A 21,799-nucleotide genomic window follows, 5' to 3' on the forward strand; every position below is an offset into this window, starting at 1 on the left:
TCAGGCGCGCTGGCGGGCCCCGTCCAGAACGCGGGTCCAGGCCTGCGTCAACGTCAGCGCGTCTGCTTCGGTCACGTACTGCGGCGCCCCCCGCGCCATGGCGGCAAATAGCAACGAATCGCAAGCGGGCTGCCACAATGGGTTCAACACGTGTTCGGTCTCGCCATCTTCCTCGACCAGGATGAAGGCGCCGCCGCCATCCACCTGTTCGGCGCGCTTGCGCAACTGGTCATGGATCAGCAGAAAGCCCGCATGGACCGGCGAACGCGCCTTGTCGTCCCGCCGCGCGGCAGCCAGCGTGCCGCGCCAGTCGTCCTCGTCGTTCGAGGTTGGCTCACCACCCTGTTGCGACCAACGCATCCAGGCCCGGCTGTACGCCCGCCAGGCGTCTTCAGGCAGGTTGTCCGCCAACGCCTGCGCCTGGCTGCGCGACAACGTCCCGATCAGCTCAACGATCTCCAGCACGCCCTCGCCAGTCGGCCCGAACAGGGCGGAGAGCGGCAATTCTTCCAGCAAAGCGATCGCACTGGCGCGCCAATAGCCGGGTTGGGCGACCAGATCGGACATGTCGCCCTGCTTTTCGACCCGCACGCGCCACAGCCGGCCCGGCCAGCGGCTTCCGATGACGATGGAGTCAAGCGCCTGGTCCACCACGATCCATGGCGGAACAGGCTTGACGAGCGACACGCGGTCCGCGGATCGAATCAGCTTGAATGCGGGATCGGGAAGATCGAACCAGTACCCGACAGGCATTGCCTGACGCACCGGCGCAAGCCCGCTTTCCGTCACGTCGCCGCCGCAATGCCGGCACACGCGCGCCTCGCGCAGGATGGGCTTGCCGCAGTGCAGGCAATCGACATGCGATGACAGAATCGGCTGGCCGGCCAGCGGCGAACGATTGGCGATGTTTGCCAGAAAAACGGCCGCCACCGGCGGACTGATCAGACAAGCCAACACCGTCCACCCCACCCCATTGCGGCCACGCTTACGCGCCATGAAGCCCACCACGATGGCCAGCGCGATCCAGAGAAAGATGATGAATAGCATGGCGCGATGTTAACCGTGGGAAAGCTTCGGTCTTGAGCCACCGGGATTCAGCTGGCCACAGGCATCGGGGACCCGCAAATAAAAGCCCCGGCTCAAGGCCGGGGTGGGATCAGGTCTTAAATGATGGGTCGTAGGCTTGCGCCCATTGGAAGCCATCACCAACCTTGAGGGGATTCTATGCTTTCCCGTCGGGCACGGTCAAACCACGGCGGCAGTTTTTCCACTCAAGGCGCGGCAACATGCCCCAAACACTGCAATACCGTCCCCTTCTGATCGAAGCGCTCATCAGCAACGAGCGCATCAGCAGCTATCAGAACGTATTTCTTCCCGGCAACGATGTGGAACTGATGGGCGTGTACTTATGGAACGGCTTCGTCTGCGGCGCGCTTTACCCTCTGATGGCCGCCGTGGAAATCACCTTGCGCAACGCGATCGACCAAGCGCTCGTCGCCGACATGGGCCGGTTCTGGTGGGCGGGTGGCAAGCTGCGATACCGCACATTCGCGCCCGGCGCCGAGGCGCCGCATCCAGTGCAGGCGGTGCGCGAAAACTTCGCCAAAGCGACTCGCAGCCATGCTGCCGAACAGCGCCGCCGCCACGCCGTGCGCGGCAACGTAATGCCGCAACATCACGGCATTATTGCGAAGACGGAATTCTCGACCTGGGAGTTTTTGCTGGACGCGGAGTTCATGGGCCGCGGAATGATCTGGCCCAAGCACTTGTCGGCGGTATTCCGCGGCCCGTGGCCGATGCATCGCGGCGCAGCAGTGCTGGCCCATGCGCATGATCTGGTCGCGACCTTGCGTGACTTCCGCAACCGCCTTTTCCACCATGAACCGGCATGGAAGCGATACGGCGTGTTGAGCGAACCGGATGCCCTACAGCACCTTCGAGAAAAAATCGGCAAGGTGGAAAGCCTGCTGGCGTTGATCCACCCGGAAAACCTGCGGCTGTTGCAAGCCAATGGCCTGCTGCGGGACGCGCATCGCGCCTGCTCGTCAGCGGAGATTCGGCGCTTTCAGCACCTTGCCCGAACCCATCAGGTCAATTCGATGGATGACTTGACCGCTCTGGCCGCTTGTTGCGCGCGGGAGAACACCATCCTGGCCGCACAAACAGCGCAGCGGCCACAGCAACGATTTTTGATTCGCTCGCCTTGAGCGCGCGGGCAGCCGAGGCAGCTTTCCTATCGAACGGACATTTTTGTCCTCGCAAGATCGCCCCCATCGCCTGCGCGCGCAAGCCGGAGTAATCTCCAGCCAGGAGATGATTCGAAGTGCACCGTGGTCCCCTACAACAAGGAAGCGCAAATGCTTGATATCAATTCAAAATTCCGCAGAACCGCCGTGGCGGCCGTCACATTCGGCATGGCCGGCCTGCTCTTTGCGGGCTGCACCACGACAGACTCGCGCGCCACGGCAACCGCCGCTGAAAAGCGACAGGAGTTGGATACCGCTGCGGCGGCGACGCTGTCCAAGCTGTATGAGTCGGCGCCGCAGTCCAAGCAGTTGGTGGAACGTGCCCGCGGCGTGCTGGTGTTTCCGGCCGTGCTGAGCGCCAGCTTCATCGTGGGCGCCCAGCATGGCTCGGGCGTGCTGCAGGTCGGCGGGCAGGACAAGGGCTACTACAGCATCACGGGTGGCTCCATCGGCTTTCAGGCGGGCGCGCAGTCCAAGGCGATGGTGCTGCTTTTCATGACGGACGACGCGCTGGCGAAGTTCCGCGCCAGCAGCGGCTGGACCATCGGCGCGGACGCCACCGTCGGCGTGGCCAACGTGGGCGTGAACGGCAGCATCGATTCCTATACCGCGCAGCAGCCCATCGTGGGGTTCGTGATGAACAACGGCGGCCTGATGGCGGGCGTCTCGGTGGACGGCAGCAAGATTTCGCCGCTGCTGCTGTAGGACAAAACGGCCGGCGCGCACATCGCGCGCCGGATCAATCTTTACAAGGAGATCACGCGTGATTACCGCAGACGACAAGAAGCACCTTGCACGCTGCGTCGAGCTGGCCCGGCAGGCGCTCGATGCGGGAGACCAGCCGTTTGGATCGGTGCTGGTGTCGGGCGACGGACGGGTGCTGTTTGAAGACCATAACCATGTCTCCAGCGGCGACCGCACGCGGCATCCGGAATTCGAGATCGCGCGCTGGGCGGCGAACAACGTGCCGCCCGCGGACCGCGCGGCCTGCACGGTGTACACGTCCGGCGAGCATTGCGCCATGTGTTCGGCGGCGCACGGCTGGGTGGGACTCGGCCGGATCGTGTACGCCGTGTCGTCCGCCCAGTACGCCGAATGGATGCGCGAATGGGGCGTGCCGCCCTCGCCCGTGCGGTCCCTGCCCATCGCCGAGGTGGTCAGCGGGATCGAGGCGGAGGGACCGGTCCCGGAATTCGTGGAACCCGTGCGACTGCTCCACGAAGAGAACGTGCGGCGGCGAGCCTGATGGGATTGCACGGGCGAGACGGTGAAGCATTCTGTTTTCCGCTTAACGAATGGATACAGCTACGCTAAACACCGCAATTATTTGCGCGCACGGGCGTGATAAGTTTGCGCCCGTGCCGTAATCGGGGTCAGGTTTGTACGGCACATCCCTTTCCTCTCTTGATACAGACCATGCACACTCACGTTGCCCGCGCCTCGGGAATCAAACGCAAGTCCGGTAATCTGCTTCTTGCTCTGGGACTGGCCTGCGCAGCCGCCGCTCCCGCCTTCGCGCAGAAGGATCCCGGCGCGGCCATCCTGCCTCCGCGCGCCAATTCGGGCAGCCAGGCGCCGGCGCCGCAGCAGGCCCCCGCTGCGCAACCCCAGGTTCAACAGGCGCCCGCCCGTCAAGCGCCCGCGCAACAGGCCCCCGCCGGCGGCGCCCTTGCGCCGGTGCAAAAAACACAGATCAACGACCAGGCCGCGTACGAGCGGCTGCTGAACAACAGCGGCGTGACGCTGCAATGGCTGTGGTCCGCCAAGCGCGGCAAGATGAACGCGATCGACGACAACGACGTGGTGCGTCTTGACGGCACGCAGGCCAACCATGAAGGCACCTTGAAGGTCAAAGGCGAGGTCGTCTCCATTGGCCGCGACAGCTTCGTGCTGCGCGGCACGATCCTGATCCTGGACGCGCCCGACAAGGGCCGCCGCTGCGAGCGTACCGGCGACTACGAATTCAAGGCGACCGGCAAGCGCAAGTACTGGCGTCTGCAGCAGATGGAAGCGTGCGGCGGCCTGACCGATTACGTCGACATCTACTACTGATCCACAAGAAGCGACCCGCCGCCCCCATGCCCCCGACCGCGATCAAATGGCTGGCCAGCATTGTCCTGGGTCTGCTGATCGGCAGCGCCAGTTTTGGCGTCACCAATCCGCTGCTGCAAGCCCTGTTCGGCCTGAACCAGCCCGCCGGCGGCACCTACGTGCCGCTGGACGACACCGCGCTGCAGCGGATGCAGATCGCCAGCGCCGTGCTTTACGCGGTGATCGCGGTGATTGCCGCCGTATTGCTGGCGCGCATCGGGAATTTGCGCCGGCAGATCGGTTGGGGGTGCCTCGCGCTGGGCGTGACGCTGCTGCTGACCGTGCCGATTGCGCTGCTGCAGATGGACCCGGCCATGCACACCGGCGGCGGCGCGGACGCGCGGGATGCAAACACCGCGCTGTTCTTCTTCCTGCTCATCTTTGGCCTGCCGTATCTGGGCGGCGGCTTGCTGCTGACGATCGGCGGCGCGGTGCTGATTCGCAAGAATCGGGATAGACCGGCATGAGATAGGCCGCGCGGGGCCGCATGGCGCTTTGCAGTCTGAAACGTTTAGCCGCCTTTGGTCAAAATGACCCCTTGAAGGACCCCGGTACAATCCCCGCGCTCTCCCCTATTTCTTTCCCCGGCTGTCCCATCCCCATGTCCAATCTCATCGTCCACGGCGGCACGCCTTTGCGCGGCCGCGTCGTCCCCTCGGCCAACAAGAACGCGGTGCTGCCGATCCTGTGCGCCACGCTGCTGACCGACCAGCCGTTGCGGCTGCACGGGGTGCCGGACATCACCGACGTGCGCAAGATCCTGGATATCTTCCGCACGTTGGGCAGCGACGTGCGGTTGGACGATGCGACGCGCACTCTGGAACTGCATCACAAGAACACCATGTTCGACGCGGCGGCGCACCGGCTGCCGGAGGAGATGCGTTCGTCGATCATGCTGGTGCCGCCGCTCCTGGCCCGCTTTGGCGTGGCGCGGCTGGAAGACAACGTCAAGGGATGCACGCTGGGGGTGCGCGAGATCGATCCGCACGTGGACATCTTCCGCTCGTTCGGCGGCGAGGTGGAGCGCGCCAGCGGATCGCTGCTGGTGCGCGCGGGCGGTCCGCTCAAGCCCACGCATCATTGGCTGGACTACGCGTCGGTGACCACGACCGAGAATTTCGTGTTGTGCGCCGCCGCCGCAGAAGGCGAGTCGTCGCTGACGAATGCGGCGTCCGAGCCGCACGTGCAGGAGTTCTGCCGCTTCATGGCCATGATGGGCGCCGACATCGACGGCATCGGCACGTCGCGGCTGGTGGTGCGCGGCGGCAAGCGCCTGGGCGGCGGCGAGTTCACGTTCGAAGAGGACTTCCACGAAATCACCACGTTCCTCGCGCTGGGCGCGATCACCGGCGGCGACGTGGTCGTGCGCAACCGCACGCCGGGCAACTTCCCGCTGATCGACCGCACGTTCGCCAAGTTCGGCGTGCGGATCGAACACAAGGACGGCTGGTCGCGCGCGCTGCGCGATGGTCCGCTGAAGGTGCAGACGCCGTTCACCAGCAACGTACTGACCAAGGTCGAAGCGGCGCCCTGGCCGTACTTTCCGGTGGACCTGCTGCCGATCTTCATTGCGCTGGGCGTATGCGCCGAGGGCAATGCGATGTTCTGGAACAAGGTCTACGACGGCGCGCTGGGCTGGACGGGCGAGCTGTCCAAGTTCGGCGCGCATGTGTTCTCGTCGGACCCGCACCGCGTGGTGACCTTCGGCGGCAATCCGCTGACGCCGGGCGTGGTCGAAAGCCCCTACATCATCCGCGTGGCGATCGCGCTGTTCATGGTGGCCAGCAGCATCAAGGGCCGTTCCGAGATCCGCAACGCCACGCCGATCCGCCGGGCGCACCCGCGCTTTGTCGAAAACCTGCGCAGCCTTGGCGTGCAGGTCGAGTGGGCGAACGACGAGTAAACAGACAGCCCGGTCAACTTGCCGGCGGCGCCGCCACCGCCGGCGCCGGCGCGATCGGGGTCAGGCCGAATCGCTTCATCGTTTCCATCATCCGGGCTTTGTCCGGCGGACCGCCGCCATTGATCAGCGCTGCCATCTCGCGGAAATAATCCGCGCTGATTTCAGGCGTGTTCATGACCAACGCCCGGGCCATGACGCTGTGCGGATTGCTGAACGCGTGGGCCACGCCGGTGGGCGTGGTCATCGAGTCGCCCGGCCCCAAGTCCCGCGTTTGCCCGCCGACCGTAAAGCGCAGCGTCCCCTCCAGCACGTAGATCAGCTCTTCATTGTCGTGACTGTGGGGCGGCGGCACGTTCGAGCCCGGCGGCACCCGCAATTCAAACGCCCCCATGTGGTTGCCTTGCCCGCTTGGCTGAAGATAGCGAATCTCCAGTTGGCCCACCCTGATCACTTCGTCTGCATCGAATACGGCGTCTTCGTTCATGGCATACTCCGCGTAAAGTTCCTTTACTCCGCAGTGTACAAATTTTTTACGCCATGTCCAGCAGAAAAAATAGCGCCGCATCCGAACCGCAAGCTGGCCTGCCGATGATCGGTTCCTTGCTGCGGCTGCCGCGCGAGCATGTCGTCGCGCGCATGCTGACCACCGTCAACGCGCAGGGTTTCGACGTGTCATTGACCGAACTCGGCGTCTTCATGTACCCCGGCCCGCACGGCCGCCGGCCAATCGAGCTGGCGCGCCAATGCAATGTGTCGCGTCAGGCGATGAACTACGTCCTGGCTGAACTGGAGCGGCGGGGCTATCTGCTGCGACGGCCTGGCCCGGCCTCCAATTCGACCGAGCTGCAGCTTACGGCGCGCGGCCAGGAGATGTATGCGCTGATGCGCACCTGCGTGGCCGACGTCGAACAGGAATGGAAGGAACACCTGGGCGAACAGCGCTTTAACGCGCTGCGAGAGACCTTGCAGGACCTGTCGGCGTGGCTGGGCAAAGTGGATTGATGCCATCGGACGGTGCGCAATGCAGGACCGCGAGTTTTTGATTTAAGCCACGCTGCTGACACGGAGCTGAATGTTATTGTCTTGCCTTCCCTGCACGCTTGCGGCCTGCCGCAGCCGTGACGTGAACGCCAATCAAGGAGCCGCAATGAAGTTGATCCCGACCCTGTTGCTGGGCGCAAGTGCGCTATCGCTGACCGCGGGCGCCACCGCTGCGCCGGTCACCTATGATCTTGATCCCTCGCACACGTACCCCAGCTTCGAGGCCGATCATTTCGGCGGCCTGTCGACCTGGCGCGGCAAGTTCAACCAGTCCAGCGGCGTGGTCGTGCTGGACCGCCAGGCGCGCACCGGCACGCTGGAAGTCACCGTGGACATCAAATCGGTCGACTTCGGCCACGACGAGATGAACCAGCACGCAATCGCGCCCGACATCTTCGATGCGGCCAAGTACCCCACCGCCACGTTCAAGGGCAAGTTCACCAAATTCGACGGCGACAAGCCCGAAGAAGCGACGGGCGACCTGACGCTGCGCGGCGTCACGCGCCAGGTCAAGCTTGAGATCGACGACTTCAAATGCATCGACCACCCGATGGTCAAGCGCGAGGTCTGCGGCGCCGATGCCTCCACGGAATTCAGCCGCAAGGATTTCGGCATGAACTTCGGGCTGGACATGGGCTTCAAGCCGGAAGTGAAACTGAAGATCCAGGTCGAGGCGATCCGCCGGCAGTGACGCCCAGCCTTCCTACCCTTGTCCGGCCCGCGCCTGCGCCAGAAAGTCCAGCACCGCCCGGTACGATCCTTCGTTGCCGGCCGCATTGGCGGATGGCGTGCCGCCCGCATCCAGCAGCAGCCCGGACATCGCGTGCGGCTTGTTGATGAGCGTGGCCGGCAGGCAGGGATAGTGAACGTGATGTCCTGCGCCCGCGCAGACGTAATGGCGCGTCGGCAGGTCGTGCGCCTGGCGCTGGCGCACCACCATTTCCGAATACGCGGTGCTGGGCCAGAAGCCATCGTCCGATGCGCTTACCAGCATGACCGGGCCGGGATAGTTTTCCACGGGAATGCGCGCGCGCTCGACGGCCGCCGCATCGCGCGTGGCGCTCAGGAACGCCAGGGTCTGGCGGTACGGCGGATCCGAGGCGTAGGCGGCGTCCCAGTCGGCCGTGGCGTTGTCCTGCCACAAGTGTGGCAAGGGCTCGCCATGCCGGGTCCAGACCTGGGCGTTGCGTCCCGTGCCCGGCGCGCCCGCGCTGACCACCCCGTGCGTCACGGGCGACGGCACATAAGCGACGACGGCGCTTACCAGGTCGGGGAAATGCGAGGCCACGAGCAATGAGGTTTCGCCGCCGCGGCTGATGCCGGACACCGCCACGAAGCCGTCGCGGGGCTGCAGCGATTTACGGACCCACTTCAGCGCCGCCTCGAAATATTCCAGCGGCATGTCATTCAGGTATTTCGGCCGGCCATCGTAGTTGAAGATCGCCAGCGCCAGGCATTGGTAGCCGCGAGCGGCGAACAGCGCGGCGCGGGGCGCATTGACGCCGCCCGACGAACCGTTCATGTAGACCACGACCGGATGCGGACCGGGGCCGGCGGGCACGTAGAGTTCGCCGGACACCATCATGCCGTCCACCGTTTCTCGCACGGACCGGTGCGTGACGCCATCGGCCAGGAAGTCCTGGATCATCGTGGCGTCGGCGATGAGCGTGCCGCTGGCGGCATGGATATGCACGGTCAGCGCCTGGGTGTTGTCGGGCGGGAACACCACGCGGTCCATGTCCTGGCACACCATGGACCAGACAAGTCCCATGGCCGAAGGCTCGGCATACGAGCCGGACACTGGGCAATCGCGCCGCAGGTCCAGCCGTCCGTCATGGCCGGCCACGAACACGGCTTCCGAGCGCCACGTCGCGCCGCACATGCTCATGCTGGCGGTGACGGTGATGAAGGCATACGCCGGAAAACCTTCGATGTGGATGTCACGCTCGACGTCGATGAGCGCGCGTTCGGGCGTTACGGTGATACGGGGGTGCGTCACGGTCGTCTCCCTGACAGTCGCGGTCTCATGCCTTCAGATCGGTCTTGGGCACGCCGTTGGCCTTGATGACCTGCGCCCACATCGCCGATTCGTCGGCGATGACCTTGTCCAGGTCGGCGGATGACGTGAACTCCACGGCCACGCCCTGCTCGGCAAACTGCTGGATCAGGCTGGGGTCGCGCGTGCCTTCGCGCACGGCGTGTTCCAGCGTTTTCACCACGTCGGCAGGCATTGCGGCGGGGCCCGAGATCATCATGCGGGTGTAGAGCTCGAAGTCGTCGACGCCCGCTTCCTTCATGGTCGGCACATCGGGCAGACTGGACAGCCGCTTGTCCGCGGTGACGGCCAGGACCTTCAGCTTGCCGGATTTGATGTTGGGCAGCGCCGAGGTCGGAAAGTCGAACGTGCTCTGTACGGTGCCGGCCATCAGATCCAGCAGCGCCGGGCCGCTGCCCTTGTAGGGCACGTCCTGGAACTGCGTGCCGGTCTTGGACTGGAAATGCAGCAGCGCGAGGTGGTTGATGACACCGCGGCCCGCGTGCGCGCACGTGATGTCGTTGGGCTTTTTCTTGGCCAGAGCAATGAATTCCTGCACGGTGTTCACGCCAAGGTCGGGATGCACGATCAGCAGCATGGGCGATTTGCCCATGGATCCAAGCTGCTTGAAGTCCGACGGCTGGTACGGCAGGTTGTTGTACAGCAAGGGGTTCAGGATCATGCCGTTGGTGCCGGCAAAGCCCAGCGTGTAGCCGTCCGGCTCGGCGCGCGCCACCGCGACGGTAGCAATGATGGCCTGCCCGCCCGGACGGTTCTCGACGACGACGTTCTGCTTGAGCGTCTTGCCCATGCGATCGGCCAGCGCGCGCGCGGCGATGTCGGTCAAGCCGCCGGGCGCAAAGCCTACCAAGAGGCGCACGGGCCGCGTGGGAAAGGCGTTCTGCTGGGCCCAGGCCGGGCGCGAGATCAACGGCAAGGCGGCAAGCGCGCCCAGGGCATGACGGCGGGTGAATCGCATACGGCTCTCCAGACAAAGGCAAAGGCCAACGCGCGGCCGACAAGGGCCGCGAGGCAAGACAATGAAAAGGGGAAGGACGTACAGGCCGCCGCCGAACGGCGACGGTCACAATGATCGTATGTTGTATGCAATACAACCGACGGGCTATCTAGGGATATCCCGCAAGCGTTGGCGCCAAGGCCCGCCGGTCAGGGCTTGGTCATCAATTTCTTCCAGCCTTCCAGACCCAGCTTGTTCATCGTGTCGATGTTCTTTTCGTAGATCTCGGCGGCGTCCGGGAACGATTCAACGGCGCGGTCGATGCTGTCTTCGCGCAGCAGGTGCAGGATGGGATACGGCGAGCGGTTGGTGTAGTTCTCGATATCGTCCGGCTGCGTGTCGGCGAACTGGAACTGCGGGTGGAAAGTGGCAACCTGCAGCTCTCCCACCAGACGCATGCGCTTGAGCAGACGGTCCGAGAGATCTTCGAATTCGTTGAACTCCAGGAAGTCGTCCAGCGCATCGGGAAGGATCAGCAGCGTGGTGTCAATCTTGTCGGGATCGGTGTCGGCCAGCAGCGCCAGTTCGTCCTGCAGATCGGTCAGCACGCCCTCGGCGTCGGTGGCGTCGCTGACGGCAAAGCGGATCTGGTCCTTGACCTGCACCGCCTTGGCGAAGGGACAGAGGTTCAGGCCGATCACGGCCTGGTTCAGCCAATGGCGGGTTTCTGCGACCACATTGGCGTAGGCGTCGGAAGTGGAAATCATGGAATCAGTCCTGGAAAAAGAAAGAGCGCAAGGCCCGGGGCCCCGCGCTCTGCATGGCACGCGTGTGTATCAGGCGGCCGGCATGGCGGCCATGGTCTGGGCCACGGCGGCGGTCAGCTTCTTGCCGTACGGCACGTGCAGGAATTCGTTGGGACCGTGCGCGTTGGACTTGGGACCCAGCACGCCGCAGACCATGAATTGCGCCTGCGGGAACCCCTTTTGCAGGATGCTCATCAGCGGAATGGTGCCGCCCTGTCCGATATAGCCGCAAGGTGCGCCGTAGTACTGCTGCGAGGCCGCGTCCAGCGCCTGCGTCAGCCAGGGCACCGTGGCGGGCGCGTTCCAGCCGGTGGCGGCGCCTTCGTTGGCCTTGAAGATCACCTTGGCGTTGTAGGGCGCATCGGCTTCAAGCAGTTCCTTGATTTCCTGGGAGGCGGCCACGGCGTCGACCAGCGGCGGCAGGCGCAGCGACAGCTTGAACGCGGTGCGCGGACGCAGCACGTTGCCGGCGCTGGACAGCGGCGGCAAGCCTTCCGCGCCCGTGACCGACAGCGTCGGACGCCAGGTGCGGTTCAGCAGCGCCTGCTCGGGTTCGGTGGTCATGGGCAGCACGAAGCCGCCGTCAGCGCCGCAGCTCCAGGGGAAACGGCGCCACACTTCGTCGCCCAGGATGCGGGCGGTGGCGGAAACCTGTTCGATGCGTTCGGCGGGGATTTCGCAGTGCAGGCTTTGCGGCAGCAGGCGGCCGGTGCCGCTGTCTTCCAGGCGGTCCAGCAGATGACGCAGGATGCGGAACGAAGACGGCACGACGCCGCTGGAGTCGCCCGAATGGACGCCTTCGTCCAGGACCTGGACTTCCAGCGTGCCGGACACCATGCCGCGCAGCGACGTGGTCATCCAGAGCTGATCGTAGTTGCCGGCGCCCGAGTCCAGGCACACCACCAGCGCCACATTGCCCAGGCGGTCGCGCAGCGCGTCCACGTACGGCAAGAGGTCATAGCTGCCCGATTCTTCACAGGTTTCGACGATGCCCACGCAGCGCGGACGCGGAATGCCTTGCTTGTCCAGCGCCATGATGGCGGTCAGCGACGCGTACACCGCGTAGCCGTCGTCGGCGCCGCCGCGGCCGTAGAGCTTGCCGTCTTCGTATTTGGGCGTCCACGGGCCGAGGCCGGCGCGCCAGCCCGAGAATTCGGGTTGCTTGTCCAGATGGCCGTACAGCAGCACGGTGTCGCCGTTGTCGCTGCGGGTGGCGGGCGCGTCAAAGAAGATGACGGGCGTGCGGCCCGGCAGGCGCACCACTTCCAGTTTCAGGCCGGAAACCTTCTGCGCTTCGACCCACTGCGCCGCGTCGCGCACCACACGCTCGATGAACGCGTTCTTTTCCCAGTCGGCATCGAAGGCCGGGCTCTTGGCGGGAATGGCGATGTAATCGGTCAGCGCGGGGATGATCTCGTTGTCCCACTTGTCGTCCACAAAGTCCTGAAGGGCTTTGGGATCAAGGGTGGGCGGCAATGCGTCTTCGGGGATGCGTGCGTTCATGGCGCTGGCTTCCTGTGTGCGGAAAAGGGGCAAACCGCTATTTTATGCCTGCGCGCGAGCGCCGGCAGATTTTCATGGGGCGCTATTTGGCTGCGTAGGCCTCGATCCGGCTCCAGACCTCGCGGGCCAGGGGTTTGGCGTTACCGACCGACTGGTACAGGCGGATTTCCATGTGGATGTCGTTGCGGGCGCCGTCGGCCCGCACGAGGCTGCCGTTACGCAGGTCGGGTTCGACCAGCGTGTGCGGTAGCCAGGCCAGGCCGAAGCCCTGGCGCGCCATCGCGTGCAAGGCGTCGGCCAGGTCTGACTCGTACGTGGTCTGCAAGAGCGGCACCTCGCACAGGCCGCGCAGCTTGTCGTGCAGGATGCGACCCAGCGACATGCTGTCGGCGTAGGCCAGAAACGGCACGGGCGGGTCCGAGGCCAGCTTGGGCACGGCATGGCGGGGATGGCGGCCGCCCGGCGCGACCGGCGCGCTGACCGCCACCAGCTTGTCCGCGCCCACACGGCGGCAGCGGTAATTGGGATTGTCGATCTTGGCGTACAGCGGTTCGTGGGCATGGCACAACAGGAAATCGACCTCGCCGTCCTCCAGCATGTCCACGCCGTAATTCAGCGTTGTCGTGATCACCTTCAGTTGAAAGGCCGGCAGGCTGCGCTGCACGCCCGCCATCAGCCCGGGCAGGACGGAATGCGCCAGCGTCTTGCCGGACGCAATGGTGATCTTGCGGGCGCGTTCCTGCTCCGGCTTTTGCAGGGCCTCGCGCGTCTCTTGCAGGATGTCCAGCACGTCGATGGCGGCGGCCAGCACGCTGCGGCCGGCGGCGTTCAGCGTGGACACCTGGTGGCCGCGCTCGATGAGCGGCACGCCCGCCCATTCCTCCAGCGCCTTGATGCGGCGCCCGAAGGCCGGGTGCGTCACGTTGCGCGACTCGGCGGCCTGAAACAGGTTGCGCGACTTCGACAACGCGACGAAGTCCTCGAGCCATTTGATGTCCATGTGTCCTCTCCTCCATCCCCGGCCCGCCCCGTGTCTGCCCGGGGCTGGGCGCGTGTTTTCCAGCGGCTCAGCGGCTGTGCCGATCCGGCACAACGCTTGCGCATTTTGCACAAGACAGAAACACCTTGCAACTAACATCCCTTCGACCACTCCTGGAAAACCCTATGCCCGACTCCCCCGTCCTGCTCAAGTCCATCCGCAGTCATTACGTTGGCGGCGCCGAAGTGGTGGCTGGCGGACTGCCGATGCAGCAGCAAAAAGTGGTCGGCAACGCGTCGCCCCGGCTGATCGACATGAATGGCGGCTACAGCGCCGGCCAACTGTATGTGCAGGAGTACCGGCTGGCCCAGCCGACCCGCCCCTACCCCGTGCTGCTTTGGCACGGCGGCGGCATGACGGGCGCGCAGTGGGAAAGCACGCCGGACGGGCGCGATGGCTGGCTGTGGCGGCTGCTGCAGGCCGGCTACGACGTCTTCGTGTCCGACGCGCCGGAACGCGGCCGCGCTTCCTGGGCGATGTTTCCCGAAATCTACGACTCGGCCCCGATCTTCCGCTCGAAGGAAGAAGCATGGCGGCTGTTTCGCATTGGCCCGGCCTCGGGCTATGCACGCGCCGGCGAGCCGCGGCAGGCGTATCCCGAACAGCAATTTCCCGTCGACGCGTTCGACACCTTTTCCAAGCAGTTCGTGCCGCGCTGGCTGACCCACGGCGACATGGCGCTGGACGCGTACCGCGCGCTGCTGGACCTGGCGGGCCCGTGCGTCGTGATCGGCCACAGCCAGGGCGGCGGCTTTGCCACGCAACTGGCCCAGGAATACGCGGCGACCGTGCGCGCCGTCGTGGCGGTCGAGCCCACCGGTACCCCGGCCCAGGCCAGCTGCCAATTGCCCCCGCAGCTGTTGATCTGGGGCGATCACTTCAACGCGGACGACACCTGGCAGCGCTACCGCGCCCAGACGGACGCCTACTGGAACGCCCTGCGCGCGGCCGGCCAACGCGCCGACGTGCTGGACCTGCCCGCTGCCGGCATTGCCGGCAACTCGCACTTCTGCATGCTGGATCGCAACAGCGACCACATTGCCGGATTGATCGTCGATTGGCTCGACCGCAGCCTCGACTAACCTTCTCGTGGAGATACAGATGACCCTGAAGAAAACCACCATCGCCCTGGCGCTCCTGACCGGCGCCACGCTGGCGGCCGGCGCTTCGGCCCAGCAGTCCGACTACCCGAGCAAGCCCATCCGCATGATCGTGCCGTTCGCCCCGGGCGGCACCGCCGACATCATCGGCCGCGTTTTCGCCGCGCAACTGGGCACCGAACTGGGTGTGACGGTGGTGGTCGAGAACAAGGCCGGCGCGGGCGGCTCGATCGGCACGCGCTACGTCGCCGACGCCGCGCCCGACGGCTACACGATCCTCCTGGCTTCCTCCAGCACCCACGGCACCAACCCGGCCGTCTACAAGAATCTGACCTACGATGCGTCGCAGGACTTCACGGCCATCACGCAGCTGGTCACCGTGCCCGGCGTGCTGAGCGTCACCAAGGACTTCCCCGCGGCCGACCTGAACGCGCTGATCGCGCAATCGAAGGCCAATCCGGACAAGTACACCTACGCCTCGTCCGGTGCGGGCGGCCTGGGCAACCTGGCGATGGAACTGATGAAGTCGATGACGGGCGCGCATCTGATGCACATCGCCTACCGCGGCGCCGGTCCCGCCTTCACGGACGTGATCAGCGGCCAGGTGTCGATGATCTGGGAACCCGTGCCCGCCTCGCTGCCCTACATCAAGAGCGGCCAGATCCGCCCGATCGCCATCGCCGCCGACGCGCGTTCGCCGGAACTGCCCGACACGCCGACCTTCAAGGAAGCCGGCCTGGCGCGCTACGAAGCCAATGCGTGGAACGGCCTGCTGGCCCCGAAGAACCTGCCGGAAGCCGTGAAGACGAAGCTGCACGACGCCTCGGTCAAGGCGCTGAACACGCCCGAAGTGAAGGCCAAGATGGCCAGCCTGGGCGGCACCGTGGTGGCCGGTTCGTCGGACGCCTTCCAGCAAGTGATCGCCAGCGACGTGAAGAAGTGGAAGAACGTCGCCAACGACGCCAAGATCCAGCTCGACCAGTAAGCGCCAAACAAAAGACCCCGGCGCGTTGCGCGGCGGGGTCTTTGCAGGAAGCTTGCAAGCCGGCCTTCAGGGCCGGCTTTTTTGTTGGCGCGTAACGTTGCAGGGCGGGATCAGGCGCCGATGAGCGCCGGCTCGCCGCCGCCGTTGTCCAGCGCCGGCGCATCGGCCTCGATCACCCGGCCGGATTGCAGCTTGAACACCGCCACCGCTTCGCGCAGGCGCTGGGCCTGCGTTTCCAGCGATGCCGCCGAAGCCGCCGCCTCTTCAACCAGCGCGGCGTTCTGCTGCGTCACGCTGTCCATTTGCGACACCGCCTGGTTCACCTGCTCGATGCCCTGCGACTGTTCCTCGGAAGCGCTGGAGATCTCGTTGATGATGTCCGCCACGCGGCGCACCGACGTGACAATCTCCTGCATGGTGGCGCCGGCGGCCTCCACCTGATCAGAGCCCACCGACACCTTCTGCACGGAATCGTCGATCAGGCCTTTGATCTCCTTGGCGGCCGCCGCGCTGCGCTGCGCCAGCGCGCGCACTTCGCTTGCCACCACGGCAAAGCCCTTGCCCTGCTCGCCCGCGCGGGCGGCTTCCACCGCGGCGTTCAGCGCCAGGATGTTGGTCTGGAAGGCAATGCCGTCGATCACGCCGACGATATCGGAGATGCGGTGCGAGCTGTCGGCGATGCCGCGCATCGTGCCCACCACGTCGCCCACGGCCTGGCCGCCGCGCGTGGCCACTTCGGACGCGGCCATCGCCAGTTGTGCCGCGCTGCGCGAGCTGTCGGCGTTGTTCTTCACGGTGGAGGACAGCTCGTCCATGCTGGCGGCCGTTTCCTCCAGCGAAGCGGCCTGCTGCTCGGTGCGCGAGGACAGGTCGATGTTGCCTGCGGCAATCTCGCGCGAGCCGGTATGGATCTCTTCAACCCCCAGGCGCACGGCCGACACGGTGCGCGCCAGGCTGTCCTGCATGCGCTTGACGGCGGCGTACAGCACGCCGATTTCGTTGTTGCCGCGCTGCTCGATGCGGTTGGTCAGGTCGCCGCTGGCGATGCGGTCGAACAGGCGTCCGGCTTCATGCAGCGGACGGAAGACCGCCCGGCCGAAGACCACGTACAGCCCCACGACCAGCGCCGCCACGACGACCAGCAGACAGATCAGAAACACGATGGCGGTATTGATGCGCGCGGCCGAATCGTGGGCCACGCGCTGGCCGATTTCGTCGGCAAAGTCCACGTACTGCTGGTTGGCCTGGGTGAACTTGGTGCCCAGCGGGCTCACCTTCTCCTGGTTGATGCGGCCGGCCTCCTTGGCGTCGCCGGCCCGGATCGCGGCGATCAGGGGAAAGATGGCTTCGCGCACGTAGACGTCGTAGGCGGCCAGCGCAGCCTCGAACAGGGGTTTGCCCTGCGGCGAGGTTTCGGGCAGCTTGCGCGCGGTCTCGATCTGGCTGGTGGCCTTGGCGACATAGCTGTCCATGCGCTGCATGTTGCTGGCGGCGGTGTCCAGGCTCTTGCCTTCCAGCAGCGCGCTGTGCGCGGCCAGCAGCACCACGCGGGCGCGCAGCAGGTCCGATGCCGCGTCGTCCAGCGAATTGGCGCGGACCAGGTTGGTGTCCAGCATCACCTCGATCGAGGTGCGGTTGGACGTCAGTTGCTGATAGACCGCGATGCCGGTCACCAGGAAAAGGGCAAAGAAGACGGCCAGGGCGGTCGTCAGGATTGCGCGGATACTTAAATTCTTGAACATTGAAAGCCACTCCGGGGTTTGCGTAACGCTCTCCCCTTAACGGCGCAATGCAATGAAAAGTTAAATATCTCATTGGGTTACATGCAGGCGCCCGGACCCGGGCCTCACGCAAGCGCACAATGCAAAACCGCCGCGGACGTGCCGCGGCGGTTTCTGTGGCTACGGTTCGGGGTGTCACCCCCGGACGCTTACTTCAGCCAGGCGCGCGCGTTGCGGAAGATGCGCATCCACGGGCTGAACGCGCCGCCCGAATCCGCGGTGCCCCACTTCTCGGGCGCCCACGACATCATGACGTTGCGGGTCACGCGTTCCGGGTGCGGCATCATGACCGTGAAACGGCCGTCTGCCGTGGTCACCGAGGTCAGGCCGCCGGGGCTGCCGTTCGGGTTGAACGGATAGGCTTCGGTGGCTTGGCCGTAGTTGTCGATGAAGCGCGCGGCGGCCAGCACGCGGCCGGCGTCGCCCTGCTGCGAGAAGTCGGCAAAGCCTTCGCCGTGAGCCACGGCGACCGGCACGCGGGCCCCTTCCATGCCGGCAAAGAAGATGGACGGCGACTTGGCCACTTCCACCATCGACAGGCGGGCTTCGTACTTTTCGGACTGGTTGCGCGTGAAGCGCGGCCAGTGCTCGGCGCCCGGGATCATCGGCGCCAGCGCAGCCATCATCTGGCAGCCGTTGCACACGCCCAGCGCAAAGGTGTCGGGACGCGCAAAGTACGCGGCGAACTGGTCCGACAGCTTGCTGTTGAAGCGGATGGTGCGCGCCCAGCCTTCGCCGGCGCCCAGCACGTCGCCGTAGCTGAAGCCGCCCACCGCGACCAGGCCTTGCATTTCCGCCAGGTCCAGACGGCCGGACAAGAGGTCGGTCATGTGGACGTCGATGGCCTCGAAGCCCGAGGTGTCGAAGGCCCAGGCCATTTCGACCTGGCTGTTGCAGCCTTGCTCGCGCAGGATGGCCACGCGCGGACGCTTGCCGGTGTTGATGAACGGCGCGGCCACGTTCTCTTGCGGGTCGAAGGCCACGTTCGGGCTCATGCCCGGATCCTTGGTGTCGTTCCAGACGTCCAGTTCCGCCTGGGCGCACGCGGGGTTGTCGCGGCGCGCCATGATGCGGTGCGAGACTTCGGACCAGGCGCGGCCGAGGTCGGCGCGCGGCTGGCCCCAGACCTTGCGGCCGTCGCGGTAGAACTCGACCTCGTCGGCGGCATTCAGGCCGCCGATGACATGCGAGTGCGCCGACAGGCCCGCGCCGCGCAGCACCTGCATCACGGCGTCGCGTTGCGAGGCCGGCACCTGGATGACGGCGCCCGCTTCTTCCGAGAACAGGGCCTTCAGGGTCAGTTCGTCGCGCTGCACGGCGACCTGTTCCGGACGGATCTTGTAATCGCCCCAATCCGCCGATTGCGGATCGAAGGTCAGCATGTCCAGGTTCACCGAGATGCCGGTGCGGCCGGCGAACGCCATTTCGACCAGCGTGGCGAACAGGCCGCCATCGGAGCGGTCGTGGTAGGACAGGATGGTGCCGGCTTCGGCCAACGTGCGGATGGTCACAAAGAACGCGCGCAGGTCTTGCGGCGAATCGATGTCCGGCACGGTCTGGCCGACCTGGTTATACGTCTGCGCAAGGATCGAGCCGCCCATGCGATGGCGGCCGCGGCCCAGGTCGATCAGGATCAGGACGCTGTCGCCCGCGTCGGTGCGCAGCTGCGGCGTCAGGCTGGCGCGCACATCGGCGACCGGCGCAAACGCGGTAATGATCAAGGACACTGGCGCGACGACCTGGCGTTGCTCGCCGTCCTGTTCCCAGGAGGTCTTCATGGACAGGGAGTCCTTGCCGACCGGAATGGACAGGCCGGTGGCCTGGCACAGTTCGCTGACGGCGGACACGGTGTCGTACAGCGCGGCGTCTTGCCCGGCCACGCCGCAGGCGGCCATCCAGTTGGCCGACAGCTTGATGTCTTCCAGGCGCGCCACGTCGGCGGCGGCCAGGTTGGTCAGGGCTTCGGCCACGGCCATGCGGCCCGAGGCCGGGGCGTCCAGCATGGCGATGGGGGTGCGCTCGCCCATCGACATGGCTTCGCCGCGGAAACCTTCGTAGTCGGCCAGCGTGACGGCGCAGTCGGCCACCGGCACCTGCCACGGACCGACCATCTGGTCGCGGCTGGAGAGGCCGCCGACGGTGCGGTCGCCAATGGTGATGAGGAAAGACTTGTTGGCCACCGTGGGGTGGCGCAGCACGCGGTAGGCCGCTTCGGTCAGGTCGATGCCGGCCAGGTCCAGCGGCTCGGACACGCCGGGCAGGCGGGAGACGTCGCGGGTCATGCGCGGCGGCTTGCCCAGGATGACGTCGATGGGCACGTCCACGGGGCGCACTTCGGCCTCATTTTGCGGGCGGATCGTGTCCAGGCCGGGCAGGCCCTCGCCGTCCACCACGCGCAGCTGGCGCTCTTCGGTGGCCACGCCCACCACCGCATACGGGCAGCGTTCGCGGCGGGCGATGGCGTCAAAACGTTCCAGGTCCTGGGGCAGGATCGACAGGACGTAGCGTTCCTGCGATTCGTTGCTCCAGATTTCGGCGGGCGACAGGCCCGATTCTTCGAGGGGCACGCGCTTCAGATCGAAGATCGCGCCGCGGCCGGCGTCGTTGACCAATTCGGGGAATGCGTTGGACAGGCCACCCGCGCCCACGTCGTGGATCGCGATGATGGGGTTGTTTTCGGCCTGCTGCCAGCAGCGGTCGATGACCTCTTGCGCGCGGCGTTCGATTTCGGGGTTGCCGCGCTGGACGGAGTCGAAGTCCAGCTCAGCCGAGTTGCTGCCCATGCTGATGCTGGAGGCGGCGCCGCCGCCCATGCCGATGCGGAAACCGGGGCCGCCCAATTGAATCAGCAGCGCGCCGGGGGGAATGACTTCCTTGTGCGTGAGGCCGGCGTCGATGCTGCCCAGGCCGCCCGCGATCATGATGGGCTTGTGGTAGCCCCAGCGCGTGCCGCCGGCGGTCTGCTCGAACGAACGGAAGTAGCCCAGCAGGTTGGGACGGCCAAATTCGTTGTTGAACGCCGCGCCCCCGATGGGGCCGTCGATCATGATGGACAGCGGCGAAGCGATGCGATCGGGCAGGCCGTGGTGGTCGGCTTCCCAGGGCTGCAGCGCGTCGTCAAAGCGCAGGTGTGACACGGTGAAGCCCGTGAGGCCCGCCTTGGGCTTGGAGCCGCGGCCGGTGGCGCCTTCGTCGCGGATTTCACCGCCGTTGCCGGTGGAGGCGCCGGGGAACGGCGCGATCGCGGTCGGGTGATTGTGCGTTTCCACCTTCATGAGCGTGTGAACGGTGGTGTCGCGGCGGATGTACTTGGCGCTGGCGGCGCCCTCGCCCGCCAGCCCCGGCACGCCGGCCTGGAAGCGCTGCGCGGGGCCGCCTTCCATGATGGCGGCGTTGTCCGAATACGCGACCACGGTGCCTTGCGGCTGTGCCTTGTGCGTGGCGCGGATCATGCCGAACAGCGTGTTGGGCTGCGACTGGCCGTCGATGACCCATTCGGCGTTGAAGATCTTGTGGCGGCAGTGTTCGCTGTTGGCCTGCGCGAACATCATCAGTTCGACGTCGGTGGGATCGCGGCCCAGGTCGGTGAAGGACTTGGCCAGGTATTCGATCTCGTCGTCGGACAGGGCCAGGCCCAGCGTGGTGTTGGCTTCGACCAGGGCATCGGCGCCGCGCGTCTGGACGTCGACCGTGCGCATGGGCTTGCCCGCCAGCGGCTGGAACAACGCCTGGCCGTCGAAGCTGGCGTCCACCACGGTTTCGGTCATGCGGTCGTGCAGGCAGTCGGCCGCGCGCGCCAGCATGGCTTCGTCGAGCGACTTGGCGCCGAGCAGGCCGCGTTCGGGCGTGATGACGTAGCGCACGCCGCGTTCGATGCGATGCACCGACGACAGCCCGCAGTTGTGAGCGATGTCGGTGGCCTTGCTGGCCCAGGGGGAAATCGTGCCCAGGCGCGGGATCACCAGCAGGGACACGCTCTTGGCGGGCGCGTCGGCGGTGCTGGGCGTGCCGTAGTCCAGCAGTTGGGTGAGTTGCTGCTGCTGTTCGGCCGTCAGGGCGGCGTCGGTGCTGACGAAGTGCTCGTAGCGGGCGGATATGTCGGCCACCGGCAGGCCGGCTTCCTTCAATTGCGCCAGAAGGCGATCACGTCGAAAGGAGGACAGGACGGAGGAACCAGGCAGATGCTGAACTAGGGACACGATGCGGGCGCCGTATAAAGAGGGGTGCAAAGCGGGGATTTTACCCGTTTAAGGGGTTTTCCCGGAGCCGAAGTTCAATGGAGGTTCTGCCACCCTCATCCGGCCATTGTTA

19 protein-coding genes are annotated in these 21,799 nt (G+C 65.9%); 10 read left to right on the forward strand and 9 right to left on the reverse strand.

Going from position 1 to position 21,799, the window contains the following annotated elements; all coding sequences use genetic code 11:
- Complete coding sequence (locus H4P35_RS15165) at positions 1–1,047, reverse strand: hypothetical protein (RefSeq protein ID WP_226846139.1); 1,047 nt, start codon at positions 1,045–1,047, stop codon at positions 1–3.
- Positions 1,048–1,286: 239 nt separating this feature from the next.
- Here H4P35_RS15165 and H4P35_RS15170 point away from each other — a divergent pair, with 239 nt between their 5' ends.
- The 6 genes from H4P35_RS15170 (at position 1,287) to H4P35_RS15195 (ending at position 6,240) form a co-directional block, all read left to right on the forward strand.
- Positions 1,287–2,207 carry a CAAX protease gene (locus H4P35_RS15170; RefSeq protein WP_180098530.1) on the forward strand — a complete coding sequence of 307 codons (921 nt, stop codon included), beginning with the start codon at positions 1,287–1,289 and terminating at the stop codon, positions 2,205–2,207.
- A gap of 150 nt (positions 2,208–2,357) precedes the next feature.
- Positions 2,358–2,951 carry a YSC84-related protein gene (locus H4P35_RS15175; RefSeq protein WP_226846140.1) on the forward strand — a complete coding sequence of 198 codons (594 nt, stop codon included), beginning with the start codon at positions 2,358–2,360 and terminating at the stop codon, positions 2,949–2,951.
- Between the two features lie 58 nt (positions 2,952–3,009).
- Complete coding sequence (locus H4P35_RS15180; RefSeq protein WP_226846141.1) at positions 3,010–3,492, forward strand: nucleoside deaminase; 483 nt, start codon at positions 3,010–3,012, stop codon at positions 3,490–3,492.
- 170 nt (positions 3,493–3,662) lie between these two features.
- A complete protein-coding gene (locus H4P35_RS15185) occupies positions 3,663–4,298 on the forward strand; it encodes a hypothetical protein (RefSeq protein WP_152384694.1) in 636 nt (211 codons plus the stop codon).
- Between the two features lie 26 nt (positions 4,299–4,324).
- Complete coding sequence (locus H4P35_RS15190) at positions 4,325–4,804, forward strand: hypothetical protein (protein WP_226846142.1); 480 nt, start codon at positions 4,325–4,327, stop codon at positions 4,802–4,804.
- A 134-nt stretch (positions 4,805–4,938) separates the two neighbouring features.
- Positions 4,939–6,240 (forward strand): UDP-N-acetylglucosamine 1-carboxyvinyltransferase, encoded by a 1,302-nt coding sequence (locus H4P35_RS15195; RefSeq protein ID WP_226846143.1) that lies wholly within the window; start codon positions 4,939–4,941, stop codon positions 6,238–6,240.
- Positions 6,241–6,253: 13 nt separating this feature from the next.
- Here H4P35_RS15195 and H4P35_RS15200 read toward each other — a convergent pair whose 3' ends face one another.
- Positions 6,254–6,724 (reverse strand): cupin domain-containing protein, encoded by a 471-nt coding sequence (locus H4P35_RS15200; RefSeq protein ID WP_226846144.1) that lies wholly within the window; start codon positions 6,722–6,724, stop codon positions 6,254–6,256.
- Positions 6,725–6,777: 53 nt separating this feature from the next.
- Here H4P35_RS15200 and H4P35_RS15205 point away from each other — a divergent pair, with 53 nt between their 5' ends.
- Both H4P35_RS15205 and H4P35_RS15210 read left to right on the forward strand, forming a co-directional pair.
- Positions 6,778–7,242 (forward strand): MarR family winged helix-turn-helix transcriptional regulator, encoded by a 465-nt coding sequence (locus H4P35_RS15205; protein ID WP_142054824.1) that lies wholly within the window; start codon positions 6,778–6,780, stop codon positions 7,240–7,242.
- A gap of 145 nt (positions 7,243–7,387) precedes the next feature.
- Entirely contained in the window at positions 7,388–7,972 is a 585-nt protein-coding gene (locus H4P35_RS15210) for a YceI family protein (RefSeq protein WP_226846145.1), read from the forward strand.
- Between the two features lie 12 nt (positions 7,973–7,984).
- Here H4P35_RS15210 and H4P35_RS15215 read toward each other — a convergent pair whose 3' ends face one another.
- The 5 genes from H4P35_RS15215 to H4P35_RS15235 all read right to left on the reverse strand — a co-directional run bounded on the left by H4P35_RS15215 (position 7,985) and on the right by H4P35_RS15235 (position 13,583).
- On the reverse strand, positions 7,985–9,280 hold the full coding sequence (locus H4P35_RS15215) for an acyl-CoA thioesterase/bile acid-CoA:amino acid N-acyltransferase family protein (RefSeq protein WP_226846146.1): 1,296 nt from the start codon (positions 9,278–9,280) through the stop codon (positions 7,985–7,987).
- 25 nt (positions 9,281–9,305) lie between these two features.
- Positions 9,306–10,295: a tripartite tricarboxylate transporter substrate binding protein gene (locus H4P35_RS15220; protein WP_056319078.1), complete on the reverse strand. Its 990-nt coding sequence runs from the start codon at positions 10,293–10,295 to the stop codon at positions 9,306–9,308.
- 188 nt (positions 10,296–10,483) lie between these two features.
- On the reverse strand, positions 10,484–11,041 hold the full coding sequence (locus H4P35_RS15225; RefSeq protein WP_056319076.1) for a DUF1415 domain-containing protein: 558 nt from the start codon (positions 11,039–11,041) through the stop codon (positions 10,484–10,486).
- A 69-nt stretch (positions 11,042–11,110) separates the two neighbouring features.
- Positions 11,111–12,583: a M20 family metallopeptidase gene (locus H4P35_RS15230; protein WP_062841085.1), complete on the reverse strand. Its 1,473-nt coding sequence runs from the start codon at positions 12,581–12,583 to the stop codon at positions 11,111–11,113.
- Positions 12,584–12,665: 82 nt separating this feature from the next.
- Complete coding sequence (locus H4P35_RS15235; protein ID WP_062841086.1) at positions 12,666–13,583, reverse strand: LysR family transcriptional regulator; 918 nt, start codon at positions 13,581–13,583, stop codon at positions 12,666–12,668.
- 164 nt (positions 13,584–13,747) lie between these two features.
- On the opposite strand from H4P35_RS15235, the gene H4P35_RS15240 reads away from it, so the two are divergent.
- Both H4P35_RS15240 and H4P35_RS15245 read left to right on the forward strand, forming a co-directional pair.
- Positions 13,748–14,704 carry an alpha/beta fold hydrolase gene (locus H4P35_RS15240; protein WP_226846147.1) on the forward strand — a complete coding sequence of 319 codons (957 nt, stop codon included), beginning with the start codon at positions 13,748–13,750 and terminating at the stop codon, positions 14,702–14,704.
- Positions 14,705–14,723: 19 nt separating this feature from the next.
- The gene (locus tag H4P35_RS15245) at positions 14,724–15,707 is read left to right on the forward strand and encodes a tripartite tricarboxylate transporter substrate binding protein (RefSeq protein WP_056319064.1); all 984 of its coding nucleotides are present in this window, start codon (positions 14,724–14,726) and stop codon (positions 15,705–15,707) included.
- A 110-nt stretch (positions 15,708–15,817) separates the two neighbouring features.
- On the opposite strand, the gene H4P35_RS15250 is transcribed toward H4P35_RS15245, so the two are convergent.
- The gene (locus H4P35_RS15250) at positions 15,818–17,449 is read right to left on the reverse strand and encodes a methyl-accepting chemotaxis protein (protein ID WP_226846148.1); all 1,632 of its coding nucleotides are present in this window, start codon (positions 17,447–17,449) and stop codon (positions 15,818–15,820) included.
- Positions 17,450–17,637: 188 nt separating this feature from the next.
- On the reverse strand, positions 17,638–21,687 hold the full coding sequence (gene purL / locus H4P35_RS15255) for a phosphoribosylformylglycinamidine synthase (RefSeq protein ID WP_226846149.1): 4,050 nt from the start codon (positions 21,685–21,687) through the stop codon (positions 17,638–17,640).
- Positions 21,688–21,799: the final 112 nt, after the last annotated feature.

It is taken from the genome of Achromobacter sp. 77 (assembly GCF_020541125.1).
Classification (GTDB): Bacteria; Pseudomonadota; Gammaproteobacteria; order Burkholderiales; family Burkholderiaceae_B; genus Achromobacter; species Achromobacter mucicolens.

Bases quoted from the DNA above. Each gene is read 5' to 3' on its own strand.
- H4P35_RS15165 (WP_226846139.1), bottom strand. From the start codon at position 1,047: ATGCTATTCATCATCTTTCTCTGGATCGCGCTGGCCATCGTGGTGGGC.
- H4P35_RS15170 (WP_180098530.1), top strand. From the start codon at position 1,287: ATGCCCCAAACACTGCAATACCGTCCCCTTCTGATCGAAGCGCTCATC.
- H4P35_RS15175 (WP_226846140.1), top strand. From the start codon at position 2,358: ATGCTTGATATCAATTCAAAATTCCGCAGAACCGCCGTGGCGGCCGTC.
- H4P35_RS15185 (WP_152384694.1), top strand. From the start codon at position 3,663: ATGCACACTCACGTTGCCCGCGCCTCGGGAATCAAACGCAAGTCCGGT.
- H4P35_RS15190 (WP_226846142.1), top strand. From the start codon at position 4,325: ATGCCCCCGACCGCGATCAAATGGCTGGCCAGCATTGTCCTGGGTCTG.
- H4P35_RS15195 (WP_226846143.1), top strand. From the start codon at position 4,939: ATGTCCAATCTCATCGTCCACGGCGGCACGCCTTTGCGCGGCCGCGTC.
- H4P35_RS15200 (WP_226846144.1), bottom strand. From the start codon at position 6,724: ATGAACGAAGACGCCGTATTCGATGCAGACGAAGTGATCAGGGTGGGC.
- H4P35_RS15205 (WP_142054824.1), top strand. From the start codon at position 6,778: ATGTCCAGCAGAAAAAATAGCGCCGCATCCGAACCGCAAGCTGGCCTG.
- H4P35_RS15210 (WP_226846145.1), top strand. From the start codon at position 7,388: ATGAAGTTGATCCCGACCCTGTTGCTGGGCGCAAGTGCGCTATCGCTG.
- H4P35_RS15220 (WP_056319078.1), bottom strand. From the start codon at position 10,295: ATGCGATTCACCCGCCGTCATGCCCTGGGCGCGCTTGCCGCCTTGCCG.
- H4P35_RS15225 (WP_056319076.1), bottom strand. From the start codon at position 11,041: ATGATTTCCACTTCCGACGCCTACGCCAATGTGGTCGCAGAAACCCGC.
- H4P35_RS15230 (WP_062841085.1), bottom strand. From the start codon at position 12,583: ATGAACGCACGCATCCCCGAAGACGCATTGCCGCCCACCCTTGATCCC.
- H4P35_RS15235 (WP_062841086.1), bottom strand. From the start codon at position 13,583: ATGGACATCAAATGGCTCGAGGACTTCGTCGCGTTGTCGAAGTCGCGC.
- H4P35_RS15240 (WP_226846147.1), top strand. From the start codon at position 13,748: ATGCCCGACTCCCCCGTCCTGCTCAAGTCCATCCGCAGTCATTACGTT.
- H4P35_RS15245 (WP_056319064.1), top strand. From the start codon at position 14,724: ATGACCCTGAAGAAAACCACCATCGCCCTGGCGCTCCTGACCGGCGCC.
- H4P35_RS15250 (WP_226846148.1), bottom strand. From the start codon at position 17,449: ATGTTCAAGAATTTAAGTATCCGCGCAATCCTGACGACCGCCCTGGCC.